General features: G+C 60.6%; 10 protein-coding genes and 1 pseudogene. 4 read left to right on the top strand and 7 right to left on the bottom strand.

From position 1 onward, the window contains the following. Positions 1–210: 210 nt before the first annotated feature. A pseudogene (locus CRO46_RS16170) lies at positions 211–1,218 on the bottom strand (pseudouridine synthase); the annotation flags it as partial. A gap of 201 nt (positions 1,219–1,419) precedes the next feature. Here CRO46_RS16170 and CRO46_RS16175 point away from each other — a divergent pair. Continuing rightward, positions 1,420–1,866 (top strand): nucleoside deaminase, encoded by a 447-nt coding sequence (locus CRO46_RS16175; RefSeq protein ID WP_097108840.1) that lies wholly within the window; start codon positions 1,420–1,422, stop codon positions 1,864–1,866. 75 nt (positions 1,867–1,941) lie between these two features. Here the strand turns inward: CRO46_RS16175 and CRO46_RS16180 are convergent, their stop codons facing one another. The 6 genes from CRO46_RS16180 to CRO46_RS16205 all read right to left on the bottom strand — a co-directional run bounded on the left by CRO46_RS16180 (position 1,942) and on the right by CRO46_RS16205 (position 9,302). Next, a complete protein-coding gene (locus CRO46_RS16180; protein WP_097108841.1) occupies positions 1,942–2,613 on the bottom strand; it encodes a hypothetical protein in 672 nt (223 codons plus the stop codon). A 179-nt stretch (positions 2,614–2,792) separates the two neighbouring features. Then, the gene (gene ileS / locus CRO46_RS16185) at positions 2,793–5,723 is read right to left on the bottom strand and encodes an isoleucine--tRNA ligase (RefSeq protein ID WP_097108842.1); all 2,931 of its coding nucleotides are present in this window, start codon (positions 5,721–5,723) and stop codon (positions 2,793–2,795) included. Between the two features lie 259 nt (positions 5,724–5,982). Further along, the gene (locus CRO46_RS16190) at positions 5,983–6,729 is read right to left on the bottom strand and encodes an SDR family NAD(P)-dependent oxidoreductase (RefSeq protein ID WP_097108843.1); all 747 of its coding nucleotides are present in this window, start codon (positions 6,727–6,729) and stop codon (positions 5,983–5,985) included. Further along, on the bottom strand, positions 6,726–7,445 hold the full coding sequence (locus CRO46_RS16195; RefSeq protein WP_097108844.1) for an SDR family NAD(P)-dependent oxidoreductase: 720 nt from the start codon (positions 7,443–7,445) through the stop codon (positions 6,726–6,728). Before CRO46_RS16195 ends, CRO46_RS16190 begins: the two co-directional genes overlap by 4 nt. Continuing rightward, complete coding sequence (locus CRO46_RS16200; RefSeq protein WP_097108845.1) at positions 7,442–8,431, bottom strand: bifunctional riboflavin kinase/FAD synthetase; 990 nt, start codon at positions 8,429–8,431, stop codon at positions 7,442–7,444. The genes CRO46_RS16195 and CRO46_RS16200 overlap by 4 nt, the downstream gene beginning before the upstream one ends. A 22-nt stretch (positions 8,432–8,453) precedes the next feature. Next, positions 8,454–9,302, bottom strand: coding sequence for a TIGR01459 family HAD-type hydrolase (locus tag CRO46_RS16205; protein WP_097108846.1), 849 nt, complete (start codon positions 9,300–9,302; stop codon positions 8,454–8,456). Between the two features lie 248 nt (positions 9,303–9,550). Here CRO46_RS16205 and groES point away from each other — a divergent pair, with 248 nt between their 5' ends. The 3 genes from groES (at position 9,551) to CRO46_RS16220 (ending at position 12,424) form a co-directional block, all read left to right on the top strand. Then, on the top strand, positions 9,551–9,847 hold the full coding sequence (gene groES, locus CRO46_RS16210) for a co-chaperone GroES (protein ID WP_097108847.1): 297 nt from the start codon (positions 9,551–9,553) through the stop codon (positions 9,845–9,847). A gap of 70 nt (positions 9,848–9,917) precedes the next feature. Beyond that, positions 9,918–11,564: a chaperonin GroEL gene (gene groL / locus CRO46_RS16215; RefSeq protein ID WP_097108848.1), complete on the top strand. Its 1,647-nt coding sequence runs from the start codon at positions 9,918–9,920 to the stop codon at positions 11,562–11,564. A gap of 461 nt (positions 11,565–12,025) precedes the next feature. After that, positions 12,026–12,424, top strand: a complete 399-nt coding sequence (locus CRO46_RS16220; RefSeq protein ID WP_097108849.1) for a hypothetical protein — start codon at positions 12,026–12,028, stop codon at positions 12,422–12,424. Positions 12,425–12,444 lie beyond the last annotated feature (20 nt).

A 12,444-nucleotide genomic window follows, 5' to 3' on the forward strand; every position in this document is an offset into this window, starting at 1 on the left:
TTCGTCTGAACGGGCTGCCTTTGGGGAGCGCTCGCCACCGCGTTCTCCAGCGTCCTTTTTGCTCTCGTTCACCGGACGCGCCCCCGGCGCCATCCAGACATTGGAGGCACGGCTGCGCTGAATGAAGCCGCGCTTGGCGGGCTTGCCCCCCGGCTCTTCACTGCGGCCAGCGCCGGATCGTTCACCCTTGGAAGTGCCGTACGGCTTGGGGTCCGTCCGGTCGCGGTCCTTGGCGAAGGGTTTGCCGTCGCGTTCAGGACGTCCCGGCTTGGTGTCAAAGCGGGCGCGGGCACGTTCGGTTTTTTCGGAGGCCGAAATCCATTCGCGCTGGGCAGGCTTGGCGGCCGGCTTGGGCCTGGGATCGGCCTTGGGCGGAGCAACATGCTCGCTCAGCGGTGCATCGAAATTGGCGCCGGATTCCTCGATCATGCGCTCGCCCAGCTGCTGGCGCAGCGTCCGGCTCTTGATCTCGACCACATCGCCTTCGCGGATATCGCCAAGCTGGAAAGGCCCGAAGGAGATGCGGATCAGCCGGTTCACATCAAGACCAAGCGCACCGAGGACGTTCTTGATCTCCCGGTTCTTGCCTTCGCGCAGGCCCATCGTGATCCAGACATTGTGCCCCTGCTTCCGGTCAAGCGTGGCCTCGATGGCGCCGTAGAGCACACCGTCGACGGCAATACCGTCCTTGAGTTCATCCAGCCGGGCCTGGTCAATGTCGCCATAGGCGCGGACGCGGTAACGACGGAGCCAACCCGTTGTGGGCAATTCCAGCGTACGGGCGAGGCCACCGTCATTGGTCAGCAACAACAGGCCTTCGGTGTTGATGTCGAGCCGACCCACAGTGAGCACTCGCGGCAGGTGCCGGGGCAAGCGGTCGAAGACGGTCTCGCGGCCCTCGGGATCCTTGTTGGTCGTCACCAGGCCCGCAGGCTTGTGGTAGACCCAGAGCCTGGTGCGCTCGATGCCACCGACTTCCTCGCCGTCAACTTCTATACGGTCGGACAAGGAGACGACAACGGCCGGCGACTCGAGTGTCTTGCCATTGACCTTGACCCGGCCCTCGGCAACCATCCGTTCGACATCACGGCGCGAAGCCACGCCGGCACGCGCCAGGATTTTGGCGATGCGGCCGCTCTCGACGGCGGTGTCCGTGGTAGCTACCGCGGCCTTGCCGGGTTTCGAAGTGCCACGTTTGGGCTTGTCTTGTTCTGTCATTTGCTGTTTGCCTGCCTCTACAGCGCGTGTTGCATTCCACCAGGATCGCACGCGGCACTGTAACATGTTTGGTTTGGCGATACGTCGTTCGACAGATCGGTTCTGTTGTCATGGGGTATGGCCGCTTGAACCGCTGTCTATCAGGTTGGACGTGCCGGGTTAAGGGGGTTCATGCATGGTCTTTTTGCGGCAGGACAGTTGATGATCGGCAAGGGATACATGGATCTGGCGCTCGCGGAGGCTCGCGCTGCCGCAGCCCGCAGCGAGGTTCCCGTTGGCGCTGTCATTGTGCGCGACGGAACCGTGCTGGCACGGGCCGGCAATCGCACCCGCGAATTCAACGATGTAACCGCCCATGCCGAGATTCTTGCCATCCGGCAGGCGGCGCAGACCCTCGGCAGCGAGCGGCTGACCGGTGCGGACCTTTACGTCACGCTGGAGCCCTGCACCATGTGCGCGGCGGCAATCTCCTTTGCCCGGTTGAGGCGGCTGTATTTCGGGGCGGAGGACGAAAAAGGAGGGGCGGTGACGAGCGGAGTGCGGTTCTTCAACCAGCCGACATGCCATCACGGACCCGAAGTCTATCCAGATATCGCATCGAAGGACGCCATGGCGCTGCTGAAAACATTTTTCAATGAACGCCGCTGAACTGCCGGTTCAAAAAGGAAAAACCCGGCATCGGGCCGGGCATTTCAACTCATCAATCTGATCAATGCGAACCGCTTACCACGGCCACCATTTGCGCCTGCCGGTGCCTTCCTTGGCCGCTTCTTCCTTCCAGCGCTTTTCCTTGGCGCGTTCGGATTCGCCGAGTTCGCCGATCGGCGCGGTCTCGGCAGGCTTGCGGTAGGTCAAAGGCGGATCGGACAGGAAACGGCGACGATCCGAATAGGTCGCTTTCTGGATGTTACGCCGATCCTGATAGGCTTTGCGTTGCTCGGCAACACTGCCTATGCTCGCTGGTGCTTCCGCTGCACGTCCCACAAGGCGGCGGCCCCTCGCATCGGTCTCGAGCTGGACAGGAGCGCTCTTGCTGGCCAAGGGTGATGTGTAGGCCGTGTTGCCTGAATTGGCAGTCGCTTCCTCACGCAGACGCTGACGGGTCTGTTCCGGCGTCTCCACCCATTGCGGGTTGTTTTCGGCCACGTTCTGCTGCGGTGCAGGGAGGTCGGAAGGCCCGGCCGGAGTCACGATCGCCGGTCTCGGCTTGTACTCGATATCGGCGCCCTTCCGCGGGGATCCGATGGATGCAATATTGCCGAGATCATCGATCAGCTGCGCGGTTGCCGTCTTGTCGGTGCCATAGGTCGGGCCAAGGCAACCTGAAAGTGCGAGGCCGGCAGCAATGACTGCGCCCATTGTCACGCCGGCGCGATACTCAATCTTCATTGTCATGCACAGGATCCCGTCTCGACAGTCACTTGGAATTCATACAGCTTGTTGCCGCACAATCCGGCCTTTTTCAGGCAGGGTTCTACCGGATTAGGGGTGCAAGGGCAATTGACCCGGCGAATTTAGCCTTGATGCGGTTACTGGTGCCGCCGGACCCCGGCTCTGCGGGGCCCGGCGGAAATTCAAAGCCGCCCCAACGCCTTGAGTTCTTGCAGCGCGGCGGCGTCACGGGCGGACACATCCGGGAACTCAGGGTCGGAGCCAACATCATCGGTAATGCGCCAGGACCGGGCGCATTTGACGCCTTTGGCCAGTGCCGGCACCACGGCGACGGCTCCGACATCATCGATGCGGAAAGCGTCGTCAGGTCCCGCCACGGTCTCGATCCTGACACCCGAGGTGATGCAGATCTCGGCGAAATCACTGTCGCCAACCGCATCGACCAGCGCCGGATCGGTGATGTAGACCACCGGCGCGGCTTCCAGCGAAGAGCCGATCCGCTTCTCGCGGCGCTCGATTTCAAGGGCACCGGTCACCACACGACGCACGGTGCGGATCTTTTTCCATTTGGCCGCCAGCGTATCGTTGCGCCAGTCTGCCGATACGTCGGGGAACTGTTCGAGATGCACCGATTCGGCATCGGGATGCCGCGACAGCCACGCCTCTTCCATGGTGAAAGGCAGCATCGGGGCAAGCCATGTCACCAGGCAATCGAAGATCGTGCGGATGACCTGCAAGGAGGCCTTGCGGCGCTTGCTCGACGGCGCATCGCAATACAGTGCATCCTTTCGGATGTCGAAGTAGAAGGCCGACAGCTCGATATTGGCGAAATCGGACAATGCCCGGGAAATGCGCTTGAAATCGAAATTATCGTAGCCGGTGCGCACCAGCTGGTCGAGTTCGAAGAGCCGGTGCAGCATCAGCCGCTCGAGCTCGGGCATTTCGGAGAGTGCAACCGATTCACCGGCATCATGGGCCAGCGTTCCAAGCATCCAGCGGATGGTGTTGCGGAGCTTGCGATAGGCGTCGATGTTGGTCTTGATCACGGTTTTGCCGAGACGCTGGTCTTCCCAGTAATCCGTGTTCATGACCCACAGGCGCAGGATTTCGGCGCCCGACTCCTTCATGATGTCCTGCGGGAACACCTGGTTGTTGAGCGATTTCGACATCTTGCGGCCGTCTTCTGCCATGGTGAAGCCATGGGTGATGACGGCATCATAGGGCGCGCGGCCGCGGGTGGCGCAGCTTTCGAGCAGCGAGGAGTGGAACCAGCCGCGGTGCTGGTCCGAGCCTTCGAGATAGACATCGGCCGGCCATTTGAGATCCGGACGGTCCTCCAGGGTGAAGACATGGGTGCAGCCGGAATCGAACCAGACATCGAGAATGTCGGTGACCTGAATCCATTTCGGGTCGTTCGCCAGATCGCCAAGGAACCGCTCGCGGGCGCCTTCCGCAAACCAGGCATCGGCGCCTTCGGCCTCGAAGGCTTCCAGAATGCGGGCGTCAACGGCTTCGTCCATCAGCACATTGCCATCCGCATCGGCAAAGACGCAGATCGGCACGCCCCAGGCCCGCTGGCGCGACAGCACCCAGTCCGGGCGGTCCTCGATCATGCCGCGCAGGCGGTTCTGTCCGGCGGAGGGGACAAAGCGGGTATCCTCGATGCCCTTGAGCGCACGCGAGCGCAGGGTGGTGCCATCGCCGAAATCCTTGTCCATGTAGACAAACCACTGCGGCGTGTTGCGGAAGATGATCGGCTTTTTCGAACGCCATGAATGCGGGTAATCGTGCTTCAGACGACCGCGCGCAAACAGGTTGCCGGCATTGATCAGGGCGGTGATCACGGCCTGGTTGGCGTCGCCCTTCTTGCCCTTGTCGTCGATAACGCGCGCCGGACCGCCTTCGCGGTCAGGTCCGAGACCGGGAGCGTCCTTGGTGTAGAAACCGGCATCGTCAACGGTGAAGGGGATCACGGACGAGATGCCGCGGGCCTCGAGCTCGCGAGCCGCATCCATCCAGGCTTCAAAGTCCTCGCGGCCGTGACCGGGGGCTGTGTGGACGAAACCGGTACCCGCGTCATCGGTGACGTGGTCTCCGGCGATCAGCGGAACCGGGAACTCGTAACCGCCACCGAGACCCTTCAGCGGGTGTGACGCAACCAAGCCCTGAAGATCGCTCGCCTTGACATCGGACAGGCGTTTGAACTCGAGCTTGGCCTTTGCAAAACACTCCTCGGCAAGCGCATCGGCAAAGATCAGCTTCTCGCCCGCTTGGGGTCCAAAATCGTTCTCAGCCGCCGTGACCTCATAAAGGCCATAGGCAATGCGATCGGAGAAGGAGACTGCGCGGTTGCCCGGGATTGTCCAAGGAGTGGTGGTCCAGATGACGACTGAGGCATCCGCAAGTTCCTCCGAGCCTCCAGCCACCGGAAACTTCACCCAGATGGTGTCGCTCTCATAGGTCTGGTACTCGACCTCGGCCTCGGCCAGTGCCGTGCGTTCGACCACCGACCACATGATCGGTTTGGAGCCGCGGTAGAGCTGGCCGGATCTGGCGATCTTAAGCAATTCGCCGGCAATGCGGGCCTCGGACTTGAAGTCCATGGTCTTGTAGGGCTTGTCGAAATCGCCCTCGATGCCGAGGCGCTTGAATTCTTCCGACTGCACTTCAACCCAGTGCTGGGCCCAGTTGCGGCATTCCTTGCGGAACTCGATCATTGCCGCCGGATCTTTCAAATCGGGCTTTTCCTTGCCCTTGGAACGGTAGTTCTCTTCCTCGATCTTCCATTCGATCGGCAGGCCGTGGCAATCCCATCCCGGAACATAATTGGAATCAAAGCCGCGCATCTGGAAGGAGCGGGTGATTACATCTTTCAGGATCTTGTTGAGCGCGTGGCCGATATGGATGTTGCCGTTGGCGTAGGGCGGGCCGTCATGCAGCACGTATTTGGGCCGCCCGGCGGCGCTGGCACGCAGCTTGTCGTAAAGCCGCATCTCCTGCCAGCGCTTGACCAGCTCCGGCTCCATTTTCGGCAGGCCGCCGCGCATTGGAAAGTCGGTTTCGGGCAGGTTGAGGGTCTGGGAGTAATCGAAGGTGTCGTTGGTGTCGGTCATGGTGTCGCAATCTTGTGGGCCGATGGCCCGTGGTGGACAGTGTATCGGAATCGATGAAAGCGGGGCGCGTGATAACGCCGAAATGCCCGGTCTCCAGCGAGCGCAGCTCAGCGGGAAACCGGGACCATAATTCGTATCGGCGGAGAGCCTATGATCGGGACGACCTTGGTCATGGAGGGGGTTCTTACTGGTTTTTGTTGCGCGTGAAAAGAACATTGCGCATCGCCGCCGTGCCACAGGCCAATTCGTGCGCCCGGAACTAGAGCCTTGAATAGATCAGCCTTCGCATCAGTGCCGTCACGGGCTTGGGTGCTATCCGGCCCAAAACCGCAAAGGTGCGGTTTGCGCTGCCTGGAATCGATGACTTCCTGCCGGCAAGCGCGTCGGCGAGAATCAGCCTTGCCGCTTCGGCCGGATCCATGGGCTTGCTGGCATCAGCGCCCTTGGGGGCGTGGCGCTCGGCATGCCCGGTCCTGAGCGGCCCTGGAAAGGCAACGGTCAGGCTCACACCTCTGCTCTTTGCGTGACGTCGCATGCTCTTCGCATAAATCGCCAAAGCATCCTTCGAGGCCGCATAGCTTGCCGCGCCGGGATAGCCGGTGAAATGGGACAGCGAAGAGACAAACACGGCAGCAGCGCCGCGACGCATTGCACCGGCTTCCAGCAAGCGTGCGAAAATCACCATTGGCGCTTCGGCATTGATGCGGATGACATCGATATGTGCTTGAGCCTCGATGCTTTCGAAGTGTCCGGTGGCATTGATACCGGCGTTGAGAAAGATCAGCCCATAGGGGCCCGAGGCGATCAGCTCGGGCAGCGCGGCATCCAACTCCGGGCGGCTCGCAAGATCGCAGCTGATGTGTTTGACGGGATTTTCTGAGGCCGCGGGGGAATCCTTGTCCAGCACGACAACCTCGTAGCCGCCGGCCTGCAACAAGCTGACCGCCGCGGCCCCGAGCCCGGCACTGCCACCGGTGACCAGAGCACGTTTCGGAGAGCGGGTCACAGCCGCCTCCCCGTATAGGCACCACCATTGAGATATTTCACCCATGACAGGGTGACAGGCGATCGGCGCGCGGCAATCGCCGATGCCATCATGGCGGCGACATCGTCGGGCGCCAAAAACAGCGAGCGCATGAAACCGGGATCATAGCCGGCCTTTTCATGCATGTCTGTCTTTGCCGGACCGGGATGGAGCACCTGAACACTCACGTCTGCCTTCCATTCCGACCGCAGCGCCCGCGCCAGGCCGTGCAGGCCCGCCTTCGAGGCAGCATAGGCGGGAACGGCGGCAGACCCCTTGTGCGCCACGGACCCGATCAGGGTCAGCGTGCCACCGGATTTCTTCAAAAGCGGATAGAGCGCCCGGGCCTGCAACAGGGCTGAGAGAAGGTTTACATCCAAGCTTGCGCGAATGGCCTGCGTGCTGTCAATACCATTCACCGCCGCGAATCCCGTCCCGGCGTTGAGCACGGCATTGTCGAGCGTGTCCCAGCCAAAGTCGCGGATGCCGCGCAAGACCGTCGCGGCTGAGGCTTCGGGATCACTCTGGTCGGCAACTAGATAGCCTGCGCCCGGCGGCAATGTCCCGGCCACCTCTCCCTCGGATTTCCGGCCCGTCAGCAGAAGCTTGTGACGGCGGGCGAGCTTGGCGGCAAGCGCCAGTCCCAAACCGGTGTTGCCGCCGGTAATCAGAATGCGTCGCGACTTGGCGCCGATCATCCGAGCGGCCCGAAAGTCAGCGCGGCATCGAGAGGCGAAAGGGGCTGCAGCGAGCCAAGAACCGCCCTTGCCTCGGCTTCATCGATCTTCATCTGCACCACAAGCGCATCAAGATCTTCAAATTTTTCCTCCCCGCGAAGCCGCGACACGAAGGATACCGTGCAGGTTTCGCCGTAGAGATCGCCGGAAAAATCAAACAGATATGTCTCCAGCAGCAGCGCTGCGCCCTGTTCGGCGACCGTGGGACGGCGACCGAAGCTCGCCACGCCATCATGGATGGTCCCGCCGGCGCGGCGAAAGCGCACCGCGTAAATCCCGGGCTCGAGCCCGGTCTCGGGCGGCAACGCCATGTTGGCCGTCGGGTAACCCAAGGTGCGACCAAGCTTCTTGCCGTGCAGCACTTCGCCGGAAACAGCAAAACGATAGCCCAGCAGGGCATTCGCCTGGGCGACGTCACCGATCGCCAGTGCATCACGAATGCGGCTGGAGGAGACAACCTCGGAATCCTCGGCCTGAAACTGGTCAACAAGCGTGACACCGAAACCATGCCTGACGCCAGAGCGCATCAGGTATTCAGGATTGCCTTCGCGGCCCTTGCCAAAATGAAAATCATAACCCGTGACGACATGGTGGACACCAAGCTGTTCACACAGAATGCCGGTGACAAAATCTTCCGCGCTTTGAGAGGAAAAAGCCTTGTCGAAGGTCTGTTCGACGATGGCATCGAATCCCAGTTGCCCCAGGATCATCGCCTTCATCGGCGCCGGCGTCAGCCGGAAGACGGGCTGGTCGGGACGAAACACCGAGCGCGGATGCGGCTCGAAACTCAGGACCACGGACGACACGCCAGCGGCCTGGGAAATTTCGGTGGCGCGCGCCAGCACGGCCTGGTGGCCGCGATGAACGCCGTCGAAATTGCCGATCGCAACGACGCCGCCCTTCAGTTCGCTTGCGAAGGTCCCGGCATTGTCGAAACGCCGCGCCATGTCTCTCCTTTCTTCGCTGATGTCAGGCAAGCCATTCCATCCAGTAGGCTGGGGCCACGCCTTCGGCATCGAGAAATGCCTGGAGGCGGGTTTCGTCGGTCACCCGTCCCTTGAGGTATTGATTGGCGTGAATTCCACGCGCAATGAAAATCGCCTCAAGACCGTTGTCCAGCGCTCCGCGGATGTCGGTTTGGACGCCGTCGCCGATTGCCAGCGTGCGTGCCGGATCAGCGTCGCCGCGGATGGCCCGGGCCCGCGCCATCGCCTCGCGATAGATCGGCGCGTGCGGCTTGCCGGCGATCCGGGTTTCCCCGCCGAGCTCGACATAAAGATCGGCAAGGGCGCCGGCGCAGGGCACAAGCCTGTCACCACGCTCGACCATGCGGTCGGGATTGGCACAGATGAATTCGAGGCCGCGTTGACTCAGGCCATCGAGCAATTCGCGATAATCTTCCGCAGTTTCAGTTTCATCATCAAAAAGCCCGGTGCACAGCACGGCCTGCGCCGCGTCGGGCTCGACCAGGTCAACATCCAGTCCCTCGACCAGCGACAGATCCCGTTCGGGTCCGAGAAAATACAGTGCGCGCGGCGCCTCCTTGACCAGTTGCCGGGTCACATCGCCCGAGGTCACGATGTCATCCCAGCAGTCAGGATCCACCCCGATCGTGTCGAACTGGCGGATGACCCCCTCGGCAGGACGCGGCGAATTGGTGATCAGGACAACTGTCTGTCCACGCTGTCGCGCAGCCTTCAGTGCCTCCACAGACAAAGGAAAGGGGTTGACGCCATTGTGGATGACACCCCATACGTCGCATAGCAGAACGTCGGCACTGCCGGTCAGCTGGTCGAGATCGGTAATCTTGCGGGACATGGGCACACGGTTCCTTCCGGACCAACGATGTCGCGCAGCTTGTCCCTGATTACAAGACCCCGCCGGAAAAATGCCGTTCGGACGAAATATTCTGCCATCCCGAACAATTCGGATATCTTGACTCTCGTTCCCCGCATCCTTATCTCGGCGTCGTTAGCACTCTACAGAGGTGAGTGCTAACGTCCTATCGATGGGGCCCAATTCGGGGCACTCAGCCGCTTCTGTCATTCGATCAAGGAATATAGACAATGGCAAAAACCAATTTCCGTCCGCTCCACGACCGCGTCGTCGTTCGTCGTGTCGAGTCCGAAGAAAAAACCAAAGGCGGGATCATCATTCCGGATACCGCCAAGGAAAAGCCACAGGAAGGCGAAGTCATCGCCGTCGGTTCGGGTGTCCGTGACGATGCGGGCAAGCTGGTCGAGCTCGACGTCAAGGCCGGCGACCGCGTGCTGTTCGGCAAATGGTCGGGCACCGAAGTCAAGCTCGACGGCGAAGACCTTCTGATCATGAAGGAAAGCGACATCATGGGCATTCTCGGTTAATCCGGGCATCTGCCGATACAATTCCAATCTGCCTCAAGACTATGGGCCCCAGGCCCGGGAGTTAAGTTAAATGGCTGCTAAAGAAGTAAAATTCGGGCGCACCGCCCGCGAAAAGATGATCAAGGGCGTCGACATTCTCGCTGATGCGGTGAAAGTCACCCTTGGCCCGAAAGGCCGCAACGTGATCATCGACAAGTCCTTCGGCGCTCCGCGCATCACCAAGGACGGCGTCACCGTTGCCAAGGAAATCGAACTGGAAGACAAGTTCGAGAACATGGGCGCACAGATGGTCCGCGAAGTTGCTTCGAAGACCAACGACATCGCCGGTGACGGCACCACCACTGCAACCGTTCTGGCCCAGTCGATCGTTCGCGAAGGCGCCAAGGCTGTTGCTGCCGGCATGAACCCGATGGACCTGAAGCGCGGTATCGACCTCGCTGTCTCCGAAGTCATCGCCGACCTTCAGAAGAAGGCCAAGAAGATCAAGACCTCGGCGGAAGTCGAACAGGTCGGCACGATCTCGGCCAACGGCGAAGCACAGATCGGCAAGGACATCGCCGAAGCCATGCAGCGCGTCGGCAACGAAGGCGTGATCACCGTCGAGGAAGCCAAGACCGCTGAAAGCGAGCTGGAAGTCGTCGAAGGCATGCAGTTCGACCGCGGTTACCTGTCGCCGTACTTCGTCACCAACTCCGAGAAGATGGTTGCCGAACTCGAAGACGCCTACATCCTTCTGCATGAGAAGAAGCTCTCCAACCTCCAGGCGATGCTGCCGGTTCTGGAATCGGTCGTTCAGACCTCCAAGCCGCTGATCATCATCTCGGAAGATGTTGAAGGCGAAGCACTTGCAACGCTCGTGGTCAACAAGCTGCGCGGCGGCCTCAAGATCGCTGCCGTCAAGGCTCCCGGTTTCGGCGACCGCCGCAAGGCCATGCTCGAAGACATCGCTATCCTGACCGGTGGCCAGGTGATCTCCGAAGACATCGGCATCAAGCTCGAGAACGTTACGCTGGAAATGCTTGGCCGCGCCAAGAAGGTCACGATCACCAAGGAAACCACCACCATCGTCGATGGCGCTGGCAAGAAGTCCGAGATCGAAGGCCGTATTTCGCAGATCAAGGCACAGATCGAAGAAACCTCTTCGGACTATGACCGCGAGAAGCTGCAGGAACGTCTCGCCAAGCTCGCCGGCGGCGTTGCCGTCATCCGCGTTGGCGGTGCCACCGAGGTGGAAGTGAAGGAACGCAAGGACCGCGTCGACGACGCGCTCAACGCGACCCGCGCTGCGGTTCAGGAAGGCATCGTCCCTGGTGGCGGTACCGCACTTCTGCGCGCTTCGGCCTCGATCAAGGCAACCGGCGTCAACGCCGACCAGGAAGCCGGCATCAACATCGTTCGCCGCGCCCTGCAGGCTCCTTGCCGCCAGATCGCAACCAACGCTGGTGACGAAGCTTCGATCGTCGTGGGCAAGATCCTCGACCACAAGAACGACACCTTCGGCTACAACGCCCAGACCGGCGAATATGGCGACATGATCTCCATGGGTATCGTCGACCCGGTCAAGGTTGTGCGTACAGCGCTTCAGGACGCAGCTTCGGTTGCTTCCCTGCTGATCACCACCGAAGCCATGATCGCCGAACTTCCGAAAAAGGAAGCAGCCGGCGGTGGCGGCATGCCTGACATGGGCGGCATGGGCGGCATGGGCGGCATGATGTAATAAGGCCATTGGCTTCTTACTGCTGACTGTGCACGCATGTTGCGTGACTTGTGAAGGGGTGGCCACGGGCCGCCCCTTTGCTGTTTTGGCAAAGCTGAATTCCGCGCGTCAATTTTGATTGTGGCGCTTGTTGCAAAATGTAGCTTTGGTGGCCTAATATCAGTCAGCAAACCAACCGAGAGAAACGGTTATTTTAGCCATTAGGGTCAAAGTGTTTCAGAGAGAATGCTTTTTCCTGTGTTTTCATCAAGCTGTGCCGGTGACAAAGACTGACTAGCGGATGTTTGCGGACCTGAAATACGGGTCTGGCAGATATTGTGCCATATCACCAACAGGGGGTCGTGCATGTTGCGCAATCCTGGTAAAGGGGCTTATCGCATGCTGGATATCATTGGGCACTGCCGAGGTGTACATTGTTTAAGATAGCTAGAGCGGACAGCATTTCCGGAATTGGCGCGCAGGTGCAGGGTCTCGAAGTACCCGATCTCGATGTCATTTCCCACTATTGCCGGATCGAAGCCTTCGAAGCCAATCTCGCCACGGGTGTGTTCCAGCTGGGACCCGCGGCACGGTACCATCACCAACTCCCCGACCAGGGTGAGTTCGGGCTCTACAATCTGGTCAAGTGTTACGACGATGAATACCGGAACCACGTACTCGAGCTCTACGAGCTGGCGGCGATGCGACCTTCGTCATTCTGCTTTTCCACCACAATTATGCACACGGATGGAAGCCAGATTCCAATCATGTGCATCGGCGAATCATCGAACTTCACCGAAGATGGCAATGGCGCCATAAACGGGGTCTTCGTGTTTCCGAAGTTCAAACTGCTCGACAAGGCTCCCCCGATTACGCAGTGACGACATTCGGCGAAGTGTAA

Origin of the sequence: Parahoeflea halophila, assembly GCF_900220985.1 — a bacterium.
Lineage (GTDB): Bacteria > Pseudomonadota > Alphaproteobacteria > Rhizobiales > Rhizobiaceae > Hoeflea > Hoeflea halophila.

Coding starts and splice junctions, on each gene's coding strand:
- CRO46_RS16175 (WP_097108840.1), top strand. CDS start 1,420: ATGATCGGCAAGGGATACATGGATCTGGCGCTCGCGGAGGCTCGCGCT.
- CRO46_RS16180 (WP_097108841.1), bottom strand. CDS start 2,613: ATGACAATGAAGATTGAGTATCGCGCCGGCGTGACAATGGGCGCAGTC.
- ileS (WP_097108842.1), bottom strand. CDS start 5,723: ATGACCGACACCAACGACACCTTCGATTACTCCCAGACCCTCAACCTG.
- CRO46_RS16195 (WP_097108844.1), bottom strand. CDS start 7,445: ATGATCGGCGCCAAGTCGCGACGCATTCTGATTACCGGCGGCAACACC.
- CRO46_RS16200 (WP_097108845.1), bottom strand. CDS start 8,431: ATGGCGCGGCGTTTCGACAATGCCGGGACCTTCGCAAGCGAACTGAAG.
- CRO46_RS16205 (WP_097108846.1), bottom strand. CDS start 9,302: ATGTCCCGCAAGATTACCGATCTCGACCAGCTGACCGGCAGTGCCGAC.
- groES (WP_097108847.1), top strand. CDS start 9,551: ATGGCAAAAACCAATTTCCGTCCGCTCCACGACCGCGTCGTCGTTCGT.
- groL (WP_097108848.1), top strand. CDS start 9,918: ATGGCTGCTAAAGAAGTAAAATTCGGGCGCACCGCCCGCGAAAAGATG.